This window comes from Gordonia sp. 852002-51296_SCH5728562-b (genome assembly GCF_001665475.1).
Taxonomy (GTDB): domain Bacteria; phylum Actinomycetota; class Actinomycetes; order Mycobacteriales; family Mycobacteriaceae; genus Gordonia; species Gordonia sputi.
The window spans coordinates 1-20,870 of sequence record NZ_LZMI01000121.1; the positions used below are offsets into that span (position 1 = coordinate 1).

Here is a 20,870-nt window from a genome sequence, read left to right on the forward strand (position 1 = left end):
CCCGCGGGGGGGTGTGTGGCCCTTTTCTGGGGATTGTCGAAAATTTGCCCCCGGCCCAAAAACCACGCGCTGTAGGCGCGCCTGCGTGATCTCAGTGGCTGTACGCCGCTACTTGGAGTAGAGCGCGTCGATGTCGTCGGAGAACTTGTCGACGACCACGTTGCGCTTCACCTTCAGGGTCGGAGTCATCTCGCCGGTTTCCTCGGAGAAGTCGGACGGCAGGATGCGGAACTTCTTGATCGCCTCTGCGTGTGAGACCGTCTTGTTCGCCTCGTCAACAGCGGCTTGGACCTCGCCGCGCAGCTTGGGATCGTTCATGAGGGAGGCGACGTCGGCGTCGGCCGGCAGACCCATCCGCTCCTTCCATCCAGGGAAGGCCTCGGGGTCGATCGTGATGAGCGCCGAGATGAACGGCTTCTGATCGCCGACGACAACCGCCTGCGACACCAGAGGGGCCGAGCGCAATACATCCTCGAGACCCGACGGCGAGACGTTCTTGCCGCCCGCGGTGACGATCAGTTCTTTCTTGCGACCGGTGATGGTGATGAAGCCCTCGGAATCGATGGTGCCGAGGTCGCCGGTGTGGAACCAGCCGTCTTCGAGTGCCTGAGCCGTGGCGTCCGGGTTGTTCCAATAGCCGTGGAAGACCACGCCGCCACTCAGCAGCACCTCGCCATCCTCGCCGAGGCGAACGGCGTTGCCGGCCACAGGCTTTCCGACGGTCCCGATCTTGAATTCACCCGGTGTGTTCACGCTGAAGGCCGCAGTGGTCTCGGTCAGTCCGTATCCCTCATACACCGGGATACCGATTCCGTTGAAGAAGTGCCCGAGCATCGCACCGAGGGGCGCGCCACCGGAGATGGCGAGCTCGCACTGCCCACCCAGCGCCGAGCGCAGCTTGCTGTAGACGAGGCGGTCGAACACGGCGTGCTTGACCTTGAGGAGCAGTGGGACGCTGCCTTGCTCCGACTTCACCGAGTACTCGATGGCAGTCGCGCTCGCGGCGTCGAAGATCTTGCCCTTGCCGCCGTCGGCGGCCGATTGGCGGGCAGAGTTGTACACCTTCTCGAAGACGCGGGGGACCGAGAGGATCAGTGACGGCCTGAACTGGCCGAACGTGGCGACGATGTTCTTGGTGTCGCCGGTGAAACCGACCTCGACCTGGGCCTCGATCGCGACGAGGGTGATCGCGTGTGCCAGAACGTGCGCGAGAGGCAAGAACATCAGCAGTCGCTTGCCCGGGGCGAGCAGGGTGCTCAGGTTGCCCTGCAGCACACCTCGGACCTCCGAGAGCATGTTGGAGTGCGTCAGCTCGCACCCCTTGGGGCGGCCGGTGGTTCCCGAGGTGTAGATCAGCGTCGCAGGGTCGGAAGCCTTGAGAGCTGCACGCCGCTTGGTGATCTCGTCGTCCGAGACATCCTTGCCCGCCTCGATGAGCAGTTCGACGGCACCGGGACCGGTCTTCGGATCGATCTGGAATACCTGGACGGCTGTGGGCAGATCGCCGACAGCCTCGAACTCTGCACGATGTCCGTCGTCCTCGACGATGATGGCGGAGGCGCCGGAATCCCGCATGATCCAGTCGATCTGGCCTGATGACGACGAGTCGTAGATCGGAACGGTTGTCGCGCCCGCGCACCAGATCGCGAAATCCACCAGGATCCACTCGAGCCGCGTGCGTGACAAGACCGCGACGCGGTCACCGGGAGCCACACCGGAGGCGATCAGTCCCTTGGCTATTGCCGTGATCTGCTTGGCGGCGTCGTCTGCCCGCACCGGAAGCCACTCGCCGCCTTCTTCGCGTCGGAAGACCGTCGAGGCGGGAGTGCGCTCGGCGAGACCGAACAAGATGTCAGTACAGTTCTCGTCCTCCTCGATCGTGAAATCGGCGGGGACGCTGTACTCGTTCAACGCAGCACTCATTCGTATCGACGACCTTTCGCCATCGTTGGCAATTGACACTCGTCGCCAATCGTATCCCCGGACTTTTCACGACCCACAACCGCGCCAAAGTTGTGTGACGTGTGAGGGGTCTATCCGCTCCCGTCGGGAGTATGTGAAGCTAAGAGGCGTGACGAGCATTCAAGTGGCGGATGAGACATTCGTCGCTGCGGCGCCCGCGCTGGTGGCAGCCGTGGTGGGTGATCGCGGACGATGGCGATCCTGGTGGCCCGATCTGCGCATGGAGGTGGCCGAGGATCGGGGTGCCGCGGGTATGCGTTGGCGGGTCGACGGTCCGGTGAGAGGAACGATGGAGTTCTGGTGCGAGCCGGTACTCGACGGGTTCGTGCTGCACTATTTCCTGCATGCAGAACCCACCGGTGATTCGACAGGAGTCGACGTGGCAGCGCTCAACCATGGTTACCGCGTGATCGGGAAGCGGGTGACGTTCGAGATCAAGGATCGTCTCGAATCAGGTCGCGCCCCAGGCGATCCCGCGATCAGTGAAAGTGTGGCGAGCTGATGGCCGACCATACCGAGCGTTCGATCGTCATCAACGCCGACGCCGCAGAGGTGATGGCTGTCATCTCCGACTTCGAGCACTACCCGGAGTGGGTCACGGCCGCGCGGGAGGTCGAGGTCACCGAACGCGACTCGGCGGGCAGGGCGTCGCAGGTGCGCTTCCTCCTCGATGCGGGCGTACTCCAGGACACCTACGTACTGCGCTACACGTGGGGTGCAGACGGCGATGAGGTCTCGTGGGTGCTGGTGTCGAGTGATCTGCAGAAGGACCAGCGCGGCCGGTACGTGCTCAGCCGGCAGGTCCCCGGTTCGACCAAGGTCACCTACGAGTTGATGGTCGACCTGCAGGTTCCGATGATCGGTCAGCTCAAGCGACGTGCCGAGAAGGCCATCACTGACGCAGCACTCAACGATCTCAAGAAGAGGGTCGAAGGCTGATCGACCTGACGCCCATTCACATCGTCTTCGGTCCGGGGGGATCCGGGGTGACCGCGATCGCGACCGCGGGCGCGGTCAGCCGACCCCGGACACGGAGACCAGAGGTGCGTTCACCGCTGGCCGCAGATCGGCACACGCTCCTGATCACGGTCGACCGCTGCTCGCCGGTTCCCGACGTGCTCGGTGTGTTCCGGTCACCCAGCGAGGTCGTCGCGGTGTCGGCACATCTGCACCTGCTCTGTCTCGAACGACTGACGTCGGCGACGACGTCGTGGGCGCTCTTCGCCGAACTCCTCGCCGACACCGTGCGACGCTCCAAGATCTCGTTGCCGTTCGTCGACACGCTCGCCGGAATCGACCAGGCGGAGGTGACATCGCTGCCCGGGGTCGAGGATGCGTTGTTGCTGCGGCGGATTCGTGACGAGGCGGTCAGCGGTCAGTGGCAGCGCATCGTCGTCGACCTGTCCGGGGCGGGCGACCCGTATGAGTTGCTCGACGCACCGTCGAAGCTCAGGCACATGCTCGATCGTTTGTGGCCGAGGCATCGCAGGCTCGCGGCCGCGGCCGACCGTCCCGCGGTCGCGCAACTGACCACCGCGGTCGACACCATCGACCGCGACTGCGCCGACGTCGCAGAACTACTGCGTGACGCCGATACCACCGCGGCCCACCTCGTGGTCGGGAGCGGGCATCGCGGAGCGCGGTCGCTACCGCATCAACTCGCGTCCATCGACCTGCTCGGACTTCCGCTGCGCACCATCTATCTCGACGACGCCACCGCCGAATCGGGGCGTCGGGAGCTGGTGCCCGACGAGATCGACGGCGTCCCCGGCGTCGAGATCCGTGGTGTCACGGCGCTCGATGCGCCGCTCGACCGGCCGGCACGTCTGAAGAAGCTCGGGGTGACGCTGCTCGCACCGTCGGGTCGCGCGCGCGGCTCGTCGGCGCTGTCGGTGGTCGGCGACGCCGCAGACGGTCTCGACACCACGTACGAATTGTCTTGGCCGCAAACGCTTCCCGACCCCGGTCGGTTCATGCTCGGACGCTCGGGCGACGACCTGCTCGTCACCGTCGACGGTCTGCGTCACTGCCTGCCGTTGCCGTCGGTGTTGCGGCGGTGCGTCGTCGACGATGCCGACTGGGATGGTGAACAGGTGCACATCCGGTTCCGTCCCGACCCGGCGGTATGGCCTCGACGGTGAGGTTGCGGGTACCGTTTCCGTGCACATGTCCCCGGTTGAGTCTCGGGGCCCGCGAGCAGCAAAGGACCAGCCGCCCGAGATGAGCAGCGACGACCGTGGCAATCCGTCGGGGGGACGGCAGACGCCGGGAGACCGCGACGACGCGTTCACCGGAGACCCCATCGGTGACCCTGTCCGCGACTTCGTGCTGGGCATCGCGGCGCAGATCGACCAACTCGCCGCCATCATCGGCGGAGGGGGACAGTCGGCGTCGAGCGGGGCGACTCGGGGAGCGGGCGCGCGACATCAGGCATTCGGCGACGTCGCAGGCGAGATCAGTTCACTCGTGGCCGAGATCGGCGATCTCGTCTCCAGGCTGATAGCCGCGCTCATCGCGGTACTCGAAGCCGTCGCGAACGCGCTACGCGCAACCCCTGCCACACACGCCTCACCGACCGCGCAGTACCAACCGATCTCGGTACGGATCGGTACGTCGACGTCGCACCGGACGGCCCCACGCCAGACGACGCGCGAGCAGGGCGACCAGCACGGCCCGGCGCGACAGAGCCCCGCCGGGCAGGAACCCAGCACGCACGACATGCATGACCCAGGCTCCTATTTACCCGATCCCTCCCGTTCCTTCGTTGACCGCAGGCACCTCGATGGCGAGACCGAGACGTGATGAGAACTGAGAAATAATGGGCGAGTTGACGATTGGCATCGACATCGGCGGCACCAGCGTCCGCGCCTCGGTGGTCGACGAACGCGGGCGGATGCTCGACACCCTGCGGGCCGCGACGCCGGGCACGGCGCTCGCGCTCGAGCACTGCCTCGATCGGCTCGTCGGCGAGCTCACGTCACGGTGGGCGGCGCGCGCCGTCGGACTCGCGGTGGCGGGTTTTCTGACCCCTGATCGTCAGGTTGTCCGGTTCGCGCCGCACCTGCCGTGGCGTGAGGCGCGAGTCGCAGAGGACATGAGCGCGCGTATCGGTCTGCCGGTGGTCACCGAGCACGACGCCAACGCCGCGGCCGTCGCCGAGTTCCGATTCGGTGCTGCGGCGCGCGGACACAACTCGCTGGTCCTGGCCATCGGGACGGGCATCGGTGCCGGGTTGCTCATCGAGGGCGAGATCTATCGCGGAAGCTTCGGTGTGGCGCCGGAGCTCGGACATCTGACGGTCGTCCCCGACGGTAGGCCCTGCTCGTGCGGCAAGCGTGGTTGCTGGGAAAGGTATTGCAGCGGAACCGCTTTGGTCGACACCGTCGTCGAATTGCTCGCCGATGGCGATTGGGGGAGAAGCCAGCTCGCCGCCGACGTCGCAGCCGATCCCGGTTCACTGACGGGGCGTCGTGTCGCGGGTGCGGCCGCCGACGGTGACGCGGTGGCAATTGCGGCGTTCGCGGCGTTCGCAGCGTCGCTCGGTCAGGGCCTGGCGATGATCGCCGACATCTTCGACCCCGACCTGATCGTCCTCGCCGGCGGCGTCGGCGCGGCGTCGGGTCTGTTCCTCGACGAGGCGCGCGAGCACTACGCCAGATTGATCACCGGTTCGGGGCACCGGCAACTCGCGCGCATTCGAGGCACCCAGCTCGGCGAGAGTGCGGGCGTCATCGGCGCCGCGGAGGTGGCGCGCGCGGCACTACGGTCCGAGGATGTGGCGCTCGGCGATGCAGGGTGGTCGACGGCACACTGAGAGCACGCCCTATGGCCCACGCAGGTGTGGGCGCTTGAGTAGAGTCATCTCACAACGTCCCGTCGGCTCACTGCGAGACTCACCCCTCCTCGAGTTCTCACGGTGCTCTGTCCGGCGACGACTTCACCAGTGGCGACGCGGCGATGATGGAGTGAGTCTCAATGTGGTACTACCTGTTCAAGTACGTTCTCCTCGGACCGCTTCTGCGGGTACTCGGACGTCCTGAGATCGAAGGCCTCGAGAACCTCCCCGAACGCGGACCGGCGATTCTCGCCAGCAACCACCTGGCCGTGATGGACAGCTTCTTCCTGCCGCTGATGGTGCCCCGTCGGATCTACTTCCTCGCCAAGGCCGAGTACTTCAACGGCACCGGGATCAAGGGTCGTTTCCAGGCGTGGTTCTACACCGCCGTCGGTCAGATCCCGATCGACCGGACCGGTGCGGAGGCGGCTGCCGATGCGCTCAAGGCCGCGCGGGGCCAGCTCGAGGCAGGCAACCTGATGGGCATGTACCCGGAGGGCACCCGGTCGCCCGACGGCAATCTCTACAAGGGCAAGACGGGGCTGGCCCGAGTCGCGCTCGACACCGGGGTGCCGGTGATCCCCGTCGCCATGATCGGTACTGACACCTTCAACCCGCCCGGAACCGTGCTGCCGCGCCCGACCAGGGTCAAGGTGAAGATCGGCAAGCCGCTGAACTTCGCCCGCTACGAGGGCATGCAGGGCAACCGCTTCATCGAGCGTGCCGTGACCGACGAGATCATGTACGAGCTGATGCGGCTCTCCGGTCAGCAGTACGTCGACATCTACGCCGCCTCGCTCAAGGAGCCGAAGCCCGACGTGCAGGAGCCTGCGCAGCCGGGCGAGGCATCGGCTGCCTGACTCACATCGGCCGGTCGGGCGCAGGCGCCACGCGGGCCATGCCGCTCAAACGGATCGGATCTCGGCGAGCGGCTGATCGGCTGCCCGAGTGGCGGCCCGCGCGGGGGAGAACGGAAGCAGCCAGATCACGACCAGAGCGGCGATTCCCCACAGCGAGAACGCGTTTCCGACGATGTGGTCGAATACGGTCCAGTGTCGGGCCACCATCGGCAGGAACTGGTACGGGCCGACGGCGAAGATCAGGACGCCGCTGACGGCGATCGCGTTGTAGGCGACGTACGCGCGCCGTGAGTCGGTGCGCGCGGCCACCACAAGGCTCGTCAGGATCAGGGGAATCGACCACACCCAGTGGTGTGCCCACGATGTCGGCGAGACGAGGAGCCCCCAGACCGCGACGACGCAGGTCGCCAGGAGCGCGTTGACGCGCCCGTTCCGACCCGCACCCCGACCGAATGCCGGAGCGGGCTTGCAGGCGAACAGCGCTGCGCCGGCCAGCACCGTTGCCACGAGTGAACTCAGCACCCACGCGAGTTGTGCCGCGCTGGCCTCCGGGAGGAGTCGAATCCACATTGCATTCAGGTTCTGGTTGATCCGACCTGACGGATCACCGATGCGCGTGGTGTGGAACAAGGTGTGGGTCCAGTAGCCCCACGAGTCCGACGGCATCCAGATCCATGCCAGCGCCGCCGCGGCGACGAACGTCGCGGCAGCCGTGACGACCGCGCGCCAGCGTCGAGCCGATGCGAACAGCACGATGAAGACGAGCGGGGTCAGCTTGATCGCCGCCGCGAGCCCGACCAGCACGCCCTGTAGGGGTCCGAAGGCACGGCGGCGTCCCCGGCCGACGAGAAAGATGTCGACGACGATCATCGCCATGAGAATCACGTTGATCTGACCGAAGCCGAGCGTCATCCACATCGGATTGAGCCAGAGCGCGGCAGTGGAGACCACAAGAGCGAGCCACCATCGGTTGCCGATGCGCCCGACGGAGAGCACCGTCAGCACGATGTGCACGACGACGACGAGGAGTCCGATCGTGATCAGTGACATCACGACACCCGCGATGGTGAGCGTCATTGCGCCCAGCGGCACGAAGGCCATCGCGGCGAACGGCGGGTAGGTGAACGGCAGCCAGATGCCGTCGCTGGTGAACGGCATCGAGCCGTCGGCGTAAAGGCTCTGGCCCTGCTGCCAGATCTGTGCCCCGAGCCGGTAGACGTCGAGGTCGATGCGCGTTCTGGTACCGAAACTGCTGGTGAAAGGCACACCGATCATCTGGAGTAGCGACGACGCCGCGAATGCGACGACGATGAGCGCGCGCGCCCACCGCGTCGGAACCCACCGACGGAGCCGGGCGTCCGCGGCGCTGCAGAATGTGGGCATCGATGGCCTTTGTGTAGGCCCCACGTCGGGGGCATGTGGGTCGGTCGGGTGTCGGTGTGCGCGCTCGGTGGCGAATACTTGGCGGTATGCGTTTCTTCTACGACTCGGAGTTTATCGAGGACGGCCGCACGATCGATCTCATATCGATCGGTGTCGTCGCAGAGGACCGTCGTGAATATTATGCGGTGTCGACCGAATTCGATCCCGGGCGCGCCGGTAGTTGGGTGCGCGCCAACGTGCTACCCAAGCTTCCGTCCCCCTCGTCGTCGCTGTGGAGGTCGCGGGCGCAGATCCGCGAAGGCCTGCTGGAGTTCCTGACGGAAAAGGGCAACGACATCGAGTTGTGGGCGTGGGTGGGTGCCTATGACCACGTTGTTCTGTGTCAGTTGTGGGGGCCGATGACCGAGCTGCCCCGCGCTGTTCCGCGTTTCACGCGTGAGCTCAAGCAGCACTGGGAGGCTGCCGGTCGCCCGCCTCTGCCCTCCGCGCCCGACGACGCTCACGACGCCCTCAGTGATGCTCGACACAACCTGCGCAAGTGGGAGGCCATCGAGAGTGCCGGCGGTGTGCGTGCGTGAGCCCGGCTAGCCGACGGGGCCGACCTGCGGGGGCGTCGTCGCCGCCTATTACGCTGGAGGGGTGGTGAACTGGACCGTAGACGTTCCAATCGACGAACTTCCCGAACTGCCCCCGCTTCCCGGCGACCTGCAGGCGCGCTTTGCCGACGCCATGAACAGGCCGGCACTCCAGCAGCCGAGCTGGGATCCCGAAGACGCCCACCGGATGCGCACGGTGCTCGAGAGTGTGCCGCCGATCTGCATGCCGGCAGAGGTCGAGGCGCTGTCGTCGCAGCTCGCCGATGTCGCCGAGGGTCGCGCCTTCCTGCTCCAGGGCGGTGACTGTGCCGAGACATTCGCCGACAACACCGAACCGCACATCAAGGGCAACATCCGCACGCTGTTGCAGATGGCCGTCGTGCTGACCTACGGCGCGAGCCTGCCCGTGGTCAAGGTGGCCCGCATCGCGGGGCAGTACGCCAAGCCGCGCTCGGCCGACGTCGACGCACTCGGCCTCAAGTCGTATCGCGGCGACATGGTCAACGGATTCTCTCCTGTCGAGTCGGCTCGCGTCCACGATCCGTCGCGGCTCGTCCGGGCCTACGCCAATGCCTCGGCAGCGATGAACCTGGTGCGCGCGCTGACCGGTGCCGAAGCCGACCTGCGTCGGGTGCACGACTGGAATCGGGAGTTCGTCCGGACGTCACCCGCCGGCGCGCGGTATGAGGCTCTCGCAGGCGAGATCGACCGCGGCCTGAAGTTCATGGACGCCTGCGGCGTCACCGATTCGAGCCTGAAGTCCGCCGCGATCTTCGCTTCACACGAAGCGCTCGTGCTCGACTACGAACGCGCGATGCTGCGCCTGGCCGACAATCCCGACCTCGACGGTTCCGGCAATGCCTCCGAACTCGACGAGAAGGTGCTCTACGACCTTTCGGCGCACTTCCTCTGGATCGGCGAGCGCACCCGCCAACTCGACGGTGCGCACATCGCATTCGCCGAGCTGATCCGTAACCCCATCGGGGTCAAGATCGGACCGACGACGACCCCGGAGCAGGCCGTCGAATACGTGGAACGGCTCGACCCGCACAACCGTCCCGGACGGCTGACCTTCGTTGCCCGCATGGGCAACTCGAAGGTGCGCGAGGTACTCCCGCCGATCGTGAGCGCGGTGGAGGCTACCGGCCACAAGGTGATCTGGCAGTCCGATCCGATGCACGGGAACACCCACACCTCGCCGACCGGGTACAAGACCAGGCACTTCGACCGCGTCGTCGACGAGGTGCAGGGCTTCTTCGAGGTCCATCACGCGCTCGGTACGCACCCGGGTGGTATCCACATCGAGCTCACCGGTGAGAACGTGACCGAGTGTCTCGGTGGCGCACAGGACATCTCCGACGTCGACCTGGCGGGCCGATACGAGACCGCGTGCGATCCGCGCTTGAACACCCAGCAGTCGCTGGAACTGGCATTCCTCGTCGCGGAGATGCTGCGCGGCTGAGCATCTCGGCACCTGGCCGCCAGCCGACAGTTGTTTCAGCCGACGATCAGCGCGCCGACCCACCAGCCGGTCGAGCCGACGCCCGCGGCCATCAGCAGGACGACGGTCAACCAGATCAGCGCCTGCAGTCTTCCGCGCCCCGGGTCGTGGGTCGGTGTGTCGTCGGTTTGCTGATCGGGAATCACCGTGGGGCGCTTGGTCGTCGCGGGTGGTGCTGTGGTCGGTTGCGGACGCGCAACGAGCGACTCCGCGACCGGCTGCTGTGCGGTCTCACCGACAGCGCGTGGCGCAACGGGGCGCGGTTGTGGACGCACCGCGGCTGCCTGTGCCGCGCGCATCCGGAGCATCGTCTCCCGCTCCGCCGAGCGGCGCGGTGCGGGAACGGTGAATGGCGGCAGGTCGAGGTCGTCGGCCGCGGCGAGCAGGGCGTCGCGCATCTCGAAGGCGTCGACGTAGCGGTCGCGCGGCCGACGCTCGGTCGCGCGAAGGATCACCTCGTCGATTTCCTCGGGTACGCCGTCGATGACGTCGCCGGGCGCCGGGACGTCGTAGGAGAGTCGTTGGTAGGCGAGTGCCAGAGGCGAGTCGCCGTGGAAAGGCGTTCTGCCGGTGAGCAATTCGAACATCATGACGCCCATGGAGTAGACGTCGCTCCTGGCGTCGGCGTCGGCAGACTCGACCTGCTCGGGAGACAGGTACGCCGCGGTACCCAGGATGACGCTCGCCGACGTGACGCCGGCCTCGGCGACCGCGCGCACCAGTCCGAAGTCGGCGACCTTGACCTCGCCCGCGTCGGAGATCAACACGTTCTCGGGTTTGACGTCGCGGTGGACGAGGCCGGCTCGATGCGCGGTGCCGAGACCGCCGAGGACGGGATCGGCGACCGCGACGACGGCGTGCGGCGGCATGGGACCGCGCTCGCGCAGCAGTTCGCGCAGGCTGCCGCCCTCGACGAGTTCCATCACGAGAAACGCCGTGCCGTCGTCGATGCCCTGGTCGTAGACCGCGACGAGACCGGGATGCTTGAGGCCCGCGACCGCCCGCGCCTCGAACTCGAAGCGGCGCACGAACTGTGGGTCGCCCGAGTAGCGTCGATCCATCACCTTGACCGCGACGTCGCGGCCCAACCGCAGATCGGCGCCCAGGTAGACCGCCGACATTCCGCCGCGCGCGATCGGCGCGTCGAGGCGATAGCGGTCCTCGAGGACCGCACCGAGCAGGGTGTCGGCCGGGCTGTTCACGACGTCGAATCTACCCGGCACCACCGACCGCGGGCCCGTACGTACACGCCGTGGCGTGTGCTGGACGACGAGTTGTACACAGCGTGACGACCGCCTGTCGGCATGCACGGCGAAACGGTAATCTCAGGCGGGTGAGTTCTCTGCCCCTCTCGACCGACAACCTCCCCGCCGACACCCCCACCTATTCGCTCGACGATGTCGCCGCACGCCTGCATGTCTCGACGAACAAGGTGCGCAACCTCATCCGGGATCATCACCTGCTCGCGATCTCGCGTAACGGTCAGCCCGCGGTGCCGCAAGTGTTCTTCGACGACGAAGGCATCGCGAAGCACTTCACCGGACTCGTCGACGTGTTGTTCGACGGCGGCTACACGCGCGACGAGATCATGACGTGGCTGTTCACCGAACAGGACGACCTCGGCCTGACGCCCGCGGACGCGCTGCACACCCACTCCGCGCGCGAAGTCATCCGTCGCGCGCAGGCACAGGCGTTCTGACGCCCCACATACGACGTCCGAGAGCACCGATCCGCAGTGGATCGGTCCGCATCACCGACGCTGCCGCGAGGCCACCGAGCGCCAGCGCCAACAGCGTCTCGGGCAGTTTGTAGAACAAGATCGAGTCGTCGGGCTGAAAGACGATCAGCATGAACGTCGAGATTCCGACGACCAGCGAGCGCACCCACGTCGGAAGCGTGAACGCCACGGCCAGGCACAGCACCCACGTGTAGTACCAGGGGAGCGTCGACGGTTCGAGGACCACGACGGCCAGCATGGCGAGCACGATGCCCGCCATCGCGTCGCGCTCGGAATGCCGCTGCCGCCACCACAACACGACGAGGATGACCGCGAGCAGAACCTCGCCGACGAGCCGGGTGATCGGCAGCACGGTCTGCAGGTTGAGCGGTGTGAACGGCGCGGCGACGAGTGTCACGAGGTGAGCGACAACCGTCGGCAACGTAAACCAGTTCACGATCCGATCCGCCCAGCCCAAACCAGTGAGCCAACCCAGGCCCAGCCTGACGAGCGCGGTCCACGCCGCGAACACGGCGACGGTGATGCCCACGATCGCGGCGAGCACGAGTGCCACGTCGCGCGCGCCCACCTGGCGCCGTTCTCGGATGTGCGCCAACCAGATCCACAGCACGAAGGGGACCGCGATCCCCGCGGTGATCTTGATCGAGACCGCACACCCGAGCAGCACGAGCCCGCCGACGTGGCGCCCGGTGACGACCAACGCCATCCCCGCGGACAACACACCCATCATGAGTAGTTCGACGTGCGGTCCGCCCACCAGGTGGATCAGGACGAGCGGGTTGAACAGCACCAGCCACAGTCCAGCGGCGGGCGACGCCCCGAAGTGACGGGCGAGGCGCGGAATTGCCCAGAGCGACAACAGGAGTCCCGGCAGCAGTACCAGTCGCATGGCGAGCACACCCAGGATGACGTGCTCGCCGGTCACCGCGACGACCAGGTGCGTCACCCACACGAAGAGCGGGCCATAGGGGGCCGTGGTCGACGCCCAGACCTGCGCCATGCTGTCGACGAGCGGTCCCGGATTGTGCGCCGGGCCGTCGGCGTACGGCGAGAAGCCCGCCCCGAACAGGGCGCCCTGCCCGAGGTAGGCGTAGACGTCGCGACTGTAGAGCGGCACGGTCACCATCAACGGCGCGGCCCACGCCAGCACCCACCTGCCCAGGTGAAGCCCGCTGTGATCACGCGTGCGGTCGCACACGATGCGCCCCAGGCGTATCCACGCGATGACCATGAGCGTCACGCCGACCCAGAATGTGATGCCACACAGCGATTTACCGTGCCCGTAGGTGAGCCAGCTCAGTCCGGTATCGGTCAGGATCGGATGGTTGCGAGGTATGTCTGCGATGCCGAAACCGCCGAGGCACACCATGATCGAGCCGATCAGGCCCGCGATGAGGGTGCGCCGCGTCGTCGTCGACGATGTGCGACCGGCGCTCGCGTCGGCGTCCACTTTCACGTCGGTGTCCATGCTCAGGCGTCGTCCACGCTCACGCGTCGCGATGCGCCATACGACGCGAGACGGCAACGAGGTCGGTGTACACGGCGTCGTCGATATCGGTGCTCTCGAGGGTGGTGACGGCGGACTCGAGCAGTGTGTCGATGGTGCGTTCGACGTCGGCGACGGCGCCCACGTCGGTCAGAATCCCACGCGCAGTGGCCAGTTCGTCTGCCGACAGTTCGGTTCCGATCACCGAACGCAACGTGTCGCCGAGTGCGGGATCGTGAGCGTCGGCGCGGGACAGTCCCAGCGCGAGAAGTGCCGTCCGCTTGCCTGCGACGAGATCGTCGCCCGAGGGCTTGCCGGTACGGGCGGGGTCGCCGAACACACCGAGCAAATCGTCCTGTAGTTGGAACGCGATGCCGAGATCGTGCCCGACCGAACGCAGGTGGTCGACGAGTTCCTCGGAGGCACCCGCGGCGCGGGCGCCGAGTTCGAGCGGCCGCGCGACCGTGTAGGCAGCCGTCTTGAACTCCATCACGCGATAGGCGGCTTCCGTCGATTCCTCGCCGCTGACCTCGTTGACGATGTCGAGGACCTGGCCGCCGAGCACCTCCGTGCGCATCGCCGCCCACGTCGCGATCACTCCCGGTGGCAGGGGCGCAACGTGCGGACCTTCAACCGGCCTGCCTGCGGGCGACACAGTCGCGGGGGCGTACCCGTGGACGAGGTCGTCGGCCCATGCGAGCGCGAAATCGCCTGCCAGAACAGCCGACGCGACTCCGTGTTCGGCCGCGTCGCCGCGCCATCCCGCGTCGCGATGGGCGCTCTCGAACACCCGGTGCACGGTTGGTCGACCGCGCCGTGTGTCGGAGGCGTCGATGATGTCGTCGTGAATGAGCGCGCAGCCCTGCACGAGTTCGAGGGCGGCACAGATTCGCATTGCGTCGGAGTCGGTGAGACCGGTCGGCACGCCGTTGGCGTCGCCGCGGCCCGCCTGCCACCCCGCGTACGCGAAGACGGGGCGGATGCGCTTGCCGCCAGACAGTACGAAATCGGCGACGACCTGCGCCGACGACCCGACGACCGGCGAAATGGCTGCGGCGGTCGACACCGCGGTGCCGAGAAAGTCGCGCAGCACGGATTCGACTGCGCCGGGAACCTCGGCGAGGCGCGTTGGTACGGGAGCGGTCGAGGTCACGTGTCACAGGCTAGCCCGTACACTGGTCCGGTGAATTCATCCGCCCCGGTGCCGTCCGTCGTCGAACGTCTGTCTGCGCCGCATCCGGGACAGGTGCCCTTCTCCGTCGAGTTCCTCCCACCCAAAGACGCCGAGGGCGAGGCACGCCTGTGGCGCGCGGTCCGTGTCTTCGAGCGGCTCAATCCCGCGTTCGTCTCGCTGACGTACGGGGCGGGTGGCAGCACACGTGATCGCACCGTGCGGATCGCGGGTCAACTGGCGACCGAGACCACGCTGGTGCCGGTGGCCCACTTGACCGCGGTGGACCATTCGATCGCCGAATTGCGCTCGCTGGTCGGTGCGTACGCCGACAAGGGCATCACCAATATCCTTGCGCTGCGCGGTGATCCGCCGGGAGATCCGCTCGGTGAGTGGGTCAAGCATCCCGAGGGCGTCTCGTACGCCGAAGAACTCGTCGACCTCATCGGCGAACTCGGCCAGTTCCACGTCGGTGTCGCCTCGTTCCCCGAGGGCCATCACCGTGCTCCCGATCTCGACCACGACACCCGCGTCCTGGTGAGCAAGCTTCGCGCGGGCGCCGAGTACTCGGTCACCCAACTGTTCTTCGACGTCGAGTTCTACCTCCGCCTGCGCGACCGTGTCGCCGCGGCCGACGCCGAGCAGGGCGCCAAGCCGATCATTCCCGAGATCATGCCGATCACGTCGCTTGCCTCGGTTCGACGGATGGTCGAGTTGTCGGGGTCTGTTCTGCCCGAGAGCGTCGAACGGCGGTTGATCGACGCCGCGGGCTCCGGTGAACAAGAGGATCGCGCAGCGGTGCGCGCCGTCGGCATCGACATCGCCACCGAGATGTCGCAACGTCTCATCGCCGAGGGCGTCCCCGGGCTGCATTTCATCAGCCTCAACTTCGCCAAGGCCACCTGCGAGGTGCTCGACCGCCTCGGTGTCGACACCTCCGACGCCCTGCCGCTCGTCTCGTCGAACTAGCTGTCGCCAGGCCAGGGTCTGCGCGGCGCCATCGACGGTGAGTATCGGGAGTGCGACGGCGCGGATAAACCGGGAGTTGATCCAGTGTGCGTCCACGGTCACGTCGATAGCCGATCCCACAAGCTCTGATCGTGGTACGTCGGCGCTCTAGGGGTAGCGACAATGCGCACTGCCCCTTGAACAATCGCCGGACTACACAGCGCTCAGCCGGTGGGGTCGCCGCTCTCCGGCTTCTGGCCACCCGCCGCGGAGGCATCTGCGCGTGCGCCGGAGGAAGCGGTCGTCGACGATGCGGTGGCCCGCGGTGTCGTCGCCTTTTGGGCGGGTGCGGTTCGACGCACCGGCCGCGGCCGTCCTGGGCGCGGGCTGGTGTCGCGGTGCGAGTACGCCAACCAGATGACGAGTGCGACGACGAGGAGGCACACGATCACGAGGAGCCACGTCCACCCGGTGAACGCCGCGGTCGCGGGGTCGGGGTAGGTCGCGTCGGCGATGAACTCGGTGACCTTGCCCGGTTCGGGCGTCCACGTGACAGAGGTCTCCGAATCCTGCTTCGGGACGTTGCTCGCGGTGATCGGACCCGCGAACGCCAGGGTGAACTTCAGGTAGTCGCGTTCATCGAGTCCGTTGAGATCGGCGCTGCCGCGAAAGCGGACGACATCGCCGCTGCGCTTGGCGTTCAATTCCATCGTCATCGACGTGTCGCCGAACGCGTTGGCGACGATGTCTCCGAGCTGACTGAGCTGACCGGCCGTCAGATCGGAGAATGTGGCCCTGGTACCGACCCGGCTCGCGCCCTGCCCTGTCGCTCCGGGCTGTGCGGCCGTGGACGAGGCGCTCGCGGAGGGGGCACCAGCAGAAGCAGATGGGTTCGCCGAATCACCGGCCTGGCCGGTGCGCGGGCCCTCGCGGTAGTCGGAGGTCGACACGTTGTTGTGCATCGACTCGGGAATGTCGAGTCGCGGCGCGCCGCTGGGATTGTCGGGTGAGGTCGCGACGATGATCGTGCCGGCATACCGGTCGCCGACAGTTGTCGAGCGGGTCAGGCACCCCGACAGCAGCGGCATCGCCGTGAGCAGGATCAACAGCGACGCAATCGTGGTTCGCACGGTACGTCGGCTCGTCGGATCGGTGGGGCGTCGCGTGGTAGCCGGTTGCACGTGCTCATCGTGCCAGATGAAGTTGTGTCGGACTGTCAGTGCCGCCGCCGACTCGCCGCGATCGCGAGCTGTCCTGCGATCCGTCCGCTGGCACCGGTCACCCCGCCTCCGGGATGCGTCGACGCCCCTGCGAGGAAGAGCCCGGCCGCGCCGGGTATCCGATGCCCGGCGAGGTCGGGGTGCGGCCGATAGGTGAACATCTGATCGATCGTCATCTCGACGTGCATGATGTTGCCGCCGACCAACCCGAGCTCCGATTCCAGATCGGCGGGCGTCTGGACGTAACGGTGGTCGACCGCCGCGCTGAATCCCGGCGCATGGCGATCGACTTCGGCCAGGATCTCGTCCGCGGCGACCGAGCCGGACGTCGACCACTGGCCGTCACGCAACTGTCGCGGGTGCCACTGCGACCACACCGTGATCGAATGCCGTTGTGCGGGAGCAAGTGTCGGATCGATCGCCGAGAAACTCATCACGACGCACGGTGGGCGTGGTGGTAACTCGCCGACTGTGGCCGCGGTATACGCGCGACGAAGTTGCGAGCGGTCGGTGACGAGAAGTCCCAGCGCCGAATGCACGCCGTGCGGCGGGAGGTCCGACGGCAGATCGCGGTAGGCGGGCAGGGCGCGCGTGCCGAGCCGGACCGCCATCCCGATACCGGAGCCGATATCGATCTCGCGACGCCATCGACCGATCTCCGCTGGTGGAGCAGCTCGCCCGGCGTCGAGCATGTCGAGTGTCGCGAAAATGTGGCAGGCGGCGATCACCTGACGTGTGCAGTGGCTGTCCCCGTCGGTCTGCACGCACCAATGATCGCCACACCGGCTGATCGACGTCGCGGGCGATCCGGTGAGCACCTGCGCGCCGTCGGCGTCGAGCCGGTGCAGAAGGGATTCGGTGAGCGCGCCGCTGCCGCCGACGGCCCTGCCAGGGGGAATCCGGTGCATGAGCGCTGCAAACCCGACCATGGGTGCGGTTCCCGGCGCATTCATGGGCGGACCCGATTGCGCGCCGAACCACGCGAGAGCCGCTTTGAGTCGTTCGGAGGTGAACCAGCGATCGAGAAGCGCGTCACCGGACATCATCAGTTCCTGGGTCGCCGACATGAGCGACCCAGCACGTCGACCGATGAGCCCGGTGCGCGCGGTGTGGGCGGTGTGTCCGATGCCGGCGAATGCTCGTCCGAAGCGGGGGAGTGTCGACGGGGAGTTGAACGCATCGAGCACAGCCCGCGACCGCCGTCCCCACACGCCGACGAAGCGTCGGTAGGCGTCCGCGTCGGCGTCTGAGCACGCCGCGGCGATCGACGCACAGGTCGCGTTGAGGTCGGTGCGGAACACCAGCGGTGGTCCGTCCTGCGTCGCGGGTGCGAAACCCCAAGGGTCGCAGTCGATATAGCGCAGCCCGTGGGCGGAGAGGTCGAGCTCGTCGATGATCGGGGAGTGTCGGATCATCAGATGCGCCGACGACCCGCGATCGACGCGATAACCCGGAAAACGTTCGACGGTCGAGACGGCACCGCCCGGAATGTCGTCGCGTTCGACGACGAGAACGGAGCGTCCGGCGCGGGCGAGGTAGGCGGCCGCGATGAGGCCGTTGTGACCCGCGCCAACGACAACGGCGTCGTGCCGGGGCTGGTGGCCGGAGCGGGTCAAGCGGCTCACCGCGCCGCTGCCGGCGGTGGTGTGCGTGGTGTGCCCACGATCGGTTCCGGCGCGGCGTCGAGCGGGAGTCGTCGACCGAGGAAGGCGAAGGGGCGTGGGTCGCCGGTGAAGGTGAAGTGCCGCAGCACATCGTCGAAGCCCATCCTGCGATAGAGCGACCACGCTCGATTCTGTTCGGCGTGAATCTCCGGGGTGGACAGCAGGACATGGTCTTCTTCGCGGTCGCTCAGCAGCGCGGTCAGCAACCACTCGCCGATGCCGTGGCCCTGGGCGGTCGGGTGAACGTGCAGCTCGGTGAGTTCGAAGTAGTTCGTGGCGACGCGCTCGATGGTCTCACGGCTGCAACCCGAGAGTCGGAGCCCTGTTCTGAGCTGGTGATTCCACCACTGGTCGTCGGCACCGCGGTAGCCGTAGGCGATGCCGACCATGATCTCGTGCCCCGACGGCGAGACCGGAGGGCCGATGAGTCGACGCTGTGTGTCGGGGTCGAGCCGGAGGTCGGGGGGAACGGCCGTCAGCGCGGCGTATGCGGTCCACCCTCGACGGGCGATGTGCTCACGCCAGAGCGGAACCCGGTGGTGTTCGGTACCGCGTGGGTAGTCCATCGCGGTCACGTAGACGTTCAGGGCAGCGTCGAGCCAGGCCGGGGCGTCCTGCCCGGCCAACCGAACGAGTCGGGTCGCCAACTGCTCGTCGTCCTTCCTTCCGCACCAAGCCGCGCGTCGAGTCCGTGGCAGGCCGCGGCGGATCGGGAATGTCGGTACCGAGTTCTACGCTTCTGCTATCTGGATTGGGGCCACATCTCCACTTGAAGAGTGTCGCCGTTCTAGCTATATTGAATATGTCGAACGGGTGTTCGATGAACGTGCCTCCGCAAGCCGTTCTGCTTCACCCACGACAGTCCGGGCGGTCCGGCGACGGACGAGGGAAGCGTGCATCGTCGGACCGCACCGGGACTCGGTCACATCCCCGGGTCGTTCGAGAAGACGCAACACCGAAGGGAGCGCGACATGGCAGTCAACAGGCCGACGCGCGGCACAGTGCGCCACGCACGGCGAGGTGCGGTGGTGCGTCCAGAGATCGACCCCGTGGTTGTCGTCCGCGCTCGTGACCTCCTCGAACGCGCGGAGATCCTGGTGGAGAACGCCGACGGTGTGCCAGACGACGCCGAGCGTTTCCGCCAGTACTACCTCGCGGCACTGCGCGCGGCGGGTGCCGCGCTCGCGGTGTATGAACCGCCGACCAAGCGTGTTTCCCACCGTGTATCGCCGAACGCGTGGTCGCGCATCTCGTCGGCTGTTCCTGATCTCGCCGAGTTCGCCGAGGCATTTGCTCGCCTGTCGGCTGTTCGTATGGAGATCGAGTCAGGTTTGCGCCGCTCGGTCGAGGGCTCGGCGGTCGCCGCGCTCCGTTCCCGCGTGCTGTCGTTCCTCGATGCCGTCGAGGACATCATCGTCGGCTACGAACAGGGAAAGCTCGCGCACCAGTCGGTCGACAGGTCCGACTACGGCTTCGACCACATCGCCTGAGAACACATCGCTCGAGACCGCGGCCCACGCGCTGACCGGTGGTCGGAGGCTTCTGTGGGCGCGCCAGGCGGTTTCGCTCGGCGTGATCCTTGGTCTCAATTTGTGTCTATCGGCGCACTTGAGGTGACCGTCGGATGGTTATGGTGGTCGGGCTTGCGATCACCTCGTATCATGGAAGCTGTAAGCCGCGAACACATGTCACGAGACGGGCGTCCGCGGTCGCCACAATCTCGTTGAAGTGTGAATCGGCAACGTAGTAAGGAGGGTCGGTGCCACTCTCGGAGCACGAGCAGCGCATGCTCGAACAAATCGAAAGTGCTCTATACGCCGAGGACCCGAAGTTCGCGTCCAGCGTGAAGCGTCGACGGCTGGGCCGATCGTCGGGTCGTCGTCGTCTTCAGGCGGCGGCGATCTTCGCCGTCGGTCTTGTGCTGCTCATCGTCGGTCCTCTGGTGGGTCTGAGCATCGCCGGCCTTCCTGTCGTCAGTCTCATCGGTTTTCTCGTGATGTTCGGCGCAGGTCTTCTTGCTCTCTGGGGTGGTGGACGTTCGGCTTCCGAGGGTTCGGCACCCGCCGACACCGCCCGTCCGGCAGGCAACAAGCGCAAGTTCACCGAGCGCATGGAAGAACGGTTCAACCGCCGCTTCGACCAGGAGTGACCGAGCCGCCTGACTGATCAGGCGCCTCACTCTTCTCGGCCTCATCGCCTCCGCGGTGCTCGAGAGTCAGGCCTGGCCGCCTCCCGCGGCCACATGTGTGCCGTATCTCAAGGTTGGTGTGCTGCAGCACCCACGGCATTCGACAAGACACTTCTTCGAGTCCACCACCGCCCGCCGAGCCGTACCGCAGGCCCACTTCTCAGATCAGCAGGGCAACACATCGCACCGATGTGTTGCCCTGCTGTCGTATGTCGTGGCTGTCTCATTGCCGGGGTTCTCTGGATCCCACACAGGGCTGCCGCGCGCCGATCCACACCCTGGTTCCCACCCCGCCCCGCTGGTGGGTCTGAGCATCGC

The 20,870-nt window shown here is 66.9% G+C and carries 20 protein-coding genes; 12 read left to right on the top strand and 8 right to left on the bottom strand.

The genetic code is table 11. The features are described from left to right. Positions 1-108: 108 nt before the first annotated feature. Entirely contained in the window at positions 109-1,923 is a 1,815-nt protein-coding gene (locus A5766_RS20210; protein WP_231894743.1) for an AMP-dependent synthetase/ligase, read from the bottom strand. A gap of 148 nt (positions 1,924-2,071) precedes the next feature. Between A5766_RS20210 and A5766_RS20215 the strand changes: the two genes are divergently transcribed. From A5766_RS20215 to A5766_RS20240, 6 genes are all read left to right on the top strand, one after another. Continuing rightward, complete coding sequence (locus tag A5766_RS20215) at positions 2,072-2,464, top strand: hypothetical protein (protein ID WP_064861958.1); 393 nt, start codon at positions 2,072-2,074, stop codon at positions 2,462-2,464. Beyond that, complete coding sequence (locus tag A5766_RS20220) at positions 2,464-2,901, top strand: SRPBCC family protein (protein WP_005205555.1); 438 nt, start codon at positions 2,464-2,466, stop codon at positions 2,899-2,901. Before A5766_RS20215 ends, A5766_RS20220 begins: the two co-directional genes overlap by 1 nt. 20 nt (positions 2,902-2,921) lie before the next feature. Beyond that, a complete protein-coding gene (locus A5766_RS20225; RefSeq protein ID WP_064861957.1) occupies positions 2,922-4,103 on the top strand; it encodes an ArsA-related P-loop ATPase in 1,182 nt (393 codons plus the stop codon). A 79-nt stretch (positions 4,104-4,182) separates the two neighbouring features. Beyond that, positions 4,183-4,764, top strand: a complete 582-nt coding sequence (locus A5766_RS20230) for a hypothetical protein (RefSeq protein ID WP_064861956.1) — start codon at positions 4,183-4,185, stop codon at positions 4,762-4,764. A 16-nt stretch (positions 4,765-4,780) separates the two neighbouring features. After that, positions 4,781-5,776, top strand: coding sequence for an ROK family protein (locus tag A5766_RS20235; RefSeq protein WP_064906154.1), 996 nt, complete (start codon positions 4,781-4,783; stop codon positions 5,774-5,776). 161 nt (positions 5,777-5,937) lie between these two features. Continuing rightward, positions 5,938-6,657: a lysophospholipid acyltransferase family protein gene (locus A5766_RS20240; protein WP_064861954.1), complete on the top strand. Its 720-nt coding sequence runs from the start codon at positions 5,938-5,940 to the stop codon at positions 6,655-6,657. A gap of 45 nt (positions 6,658-6,702) precedes the next feature. On the opposite strand, the gene A5766_RS20245 is transcribed toward A5766_RS20240, so the two are convergent. Beyond that, entirely contained in the window at positions 6,703-8,040 is a 1,338-nt protein-coding gene (locus A5766_RS20245) for a glycosyltransferase 87 family protein (RefSeq protein ID WP_064861953.1), read from the bottom strand. A gap of 86 nt (positions 8,041-8,126) precedes the next feature. On the opposite strand from A5766_RS20245, the gene A5766_RS20250 reads away from it, so the two are divergent. Both A5766_RS20250 and A5766_RS20255 read left to right on the top strand, forming a co-directional pair. After that, positions 8,127-8,618 carry a polyadenylate-specific 3'-exoribonuclease AS gene (locus A5766_RS20250; RefSeq protein WP_064906163.1) on the top strand — a complete coding sequence of 164 codons (492 nt, stop codon included), beginning with the start codon at positions 8,127-8,129 and terminating at the stop codon, positions 8,616-8,618. A 61-nt stretch (positions 8,619-8,679) separates the two neighbouring features. Further along, positions 8,680-10,098 (top strand): class II 3-deoxy-7-phosphoheptulonate synthase, encoded by a 1,419-nt coding sequence (locus A5766_RS20255; protein ID WP_064906156.1) that lies wholly within the window; start codon positions 8,680-8,682, stop codon positions 10,096-10,098. A 35-nt stretch (positions 10,099-10,133) separates the two neighbouring features. Here A5766_RS20255 and A5766_RS20260 read toward each other — a convergent pair whose 3' ends face one another. Next, positions 10,134-11,339, bottom strand: coding sequence for a protein kinase domain-containing protein (locus tag A5766_RS20260; RefSeq protein ID WP_064906158.1), 1,206 nt, complete (start codon positions 11,337-11,339; stop codon positions 10,134-10,136). A 131-nt stretch (positions 11,340-11,470) separates the two neighbouring features. Between A5766_RS20260 and A5766_RS20265 the strand changes: the two genes are divergently transcribed. Beyond that, positions 11,471-11,836: an Rv2175c family DNA-binding protein gene (locus tag A5766_RS20265; RefSeq protein WP_064861950.1), complete on the top strand. Its 366-nt coding sequence runs from the start codon at positions 11,471-11,473 to the stop codon at positions 11,834-11,836. Here the strand turns inward: A5766_RS20265 and A5766_RS20270 are convergent. Beyond that, on the bottom strand, positions 11,805-13,343 hold the full coding sequence (locus tag A5766_RS20270; RefSeq protein WP_064861949.1) for an alpha-(1->6)-mannopyranosyltransferase A: 1,539 nt from the start codon (positions 13,341-13,343) through the stop codon (positions 11,805-11,807). The two genes, A5766_RS20265 and A5766_RS20270, sit on opposite strands and share 32 nt — an antisense overlap. 19 nt (positions 13,344-13,362) lie before the next feature. Then, positions 13,363-14,514 carry a polyprenyl synthetase family protein gene (locus tag A5766_RS20275; protein WP_064861948.1) on the bottom strand — a complete coding sequence of 384 codons (1,152 nt, stop codon included), beginning with the start codon at positions 14,512-14,514 and terminating at the stop codon, positions 13,363-13,365. On the opposite strand from A5766_RS20275, the gene A5766_RS20280 reads away from it, so the two are divergent. Next, a complete protein-coding gene (locus tag A5766_RS20280; RefSeq protein WP_005205579.1) occupies positions 14,515-15,501 on the top strand; it encodes a methylenetetrahydrofolate reductase in 987 nt (328 codons plus the stop codon). It begins immediately after the preceding gene. A 203-nt stretch (positions 15,502-15,704) separates the two neighbouring features. Here A5766_RS20280 and A5766_RS20285 read toward each other — a convergent pair whose 3' ends face one another. The 3 genes from A5766_RS20285 to A5766_RS20295 are packed head-to-tail and all read right to left on the bottom strand — an operon-like array spanning position 15,705 to position 19,011. After that, on the bottom strand, positions 15,705-16,661 hold the full coding sequence (locus A5766_RS20285) for an LppM family (lipo)protein (protein ID WP_231894744.1): 957 nt from the start codon (positions 16,659-16,661) through the stop codon (positions 15,705-15,707). A 35-nt stretch (positions 16,662-16,696) separates the two neighbouring features. Continuing rightward, the gene (locus A5766_RS20290; RefSeq protein WP_082933559.1) at positions 16,697-18,325 is read right to left on the bottom strand and encodes a phytoene desaturase family protein; all 1,629 of its coding nucleotides are present in this window, start codon (positions 18,323-18,325) and stop codon (positions 16,697-16,699) included. Continuing rightward, positions 18,322-19,011, bottom strand: a complete 690-nt coding sequence (locus A5766_RS20295) for a GNAT family N-acetyltransferase (protein WP_064906160.1) — start codon at positions 19,009-19,011, stop codon at positions 18,322-18,324. The genes A5766_RS20290 and A5766_RS20295 overlap by 4 nt, the downstream gene beginning before the upstream one ends. A 324-nt stretch (positions 19,012-19,335) precedes the next feature. Here A5766_RS20295 and A5766_RS20300 point away from each other — a divergent pair, with 324 nt between their 5' ends. Further along, entirely contained in the window at positions 19,336-19,854 is a 519-nt protein-coding gene (locus A5766_RS20300) for an SAV_6107 family HEPN domain-containing protein (protein WP_064861962.1), read from the top strand. Between the two features lie 269 nt (positions 19,855-20,123). Next, positions 20,124-20,513, top strand: a complete 390-nt coding sequence (locus A5766_RS20305) for a DUF3040 domain-containing protein (RefSeq protein ID WP_064861945.1) — start codon at positions 20,124-20,126, stop codon at positions 20,511-20,513. Positions 20,514-20,870 lie beyond the last annotated feature (357 nt).

What these genes read in the sequence shown, in the direction of transcription:
- A5766_RS20220 (WP_005205555.1), top strand. Translation starts at nt 2,464, where the DNA reads ATGGCCGACCATACCGAGCGTTCGATCGTCATCAACGCCGACGCCGCA.
- A5766_RS20245 (WP_064861953.1), bottom strand. Translation starts at nt 8,040, where the DNA reads ATGCCCACATTCTGCAGCGCCGCGGACGCCCGGCTCCGTCGGTGGGTT.
- A5766_RS20235 (WP_064906154.1), top strand. Translation starts at nt 4,781, where the DNA reads ATGGGCGAGTTGACGATTGGCATCGACATCGGCGGCACCAGCGTCCGC.
- A5766_RS20270 (WP_064861949.1), bottom strand. Translation starts at nt 13,343, where the DNA reads ATGGACACCGACGTGAAAGTGGACGCCGACGCGAGCGCCGGTCGCACA.
- A5766_RS20300 (WP_064861962.1), top strand. Translation starts at nt 19,336, where the DNA reads ATGGCAGTCAACAGGCCGACGCGCGGCACAGTGCGCCACGCACGGCGA.
- A5766_RS20240 (WP_064861954.1), top strand. Translation starts at nt 5,938, where the DNA reads ATGTGGTACTACCTGTTCAAGTACGTTCTCCTCGGACCGCTTCTGCGG.
- A5766_RS20250 (WP_064906163.1), top strand. Translation starts at nt 8,127, where the DNA reads ATGCGTTTCTTCTACGACTCGGAGTTTATCGAGGACGGCCGCACGATC.
- A5766_RS20230 (WP_064861956.1), top strand. Translation starts at nt 4,183, where the DNA reads ATGAGCAGCGACGACCGTGGCAATCCGTCGGGGGGACGGCAGACGCCG.
- A5766_RS20210 (WP_231894743.1), bottom strand. Translation starts at nt 1,923, where the DNA reads ATGAGTGCTGCGTTGAACGAGTACAGCGTCCCCGCCGATTTCACGATC.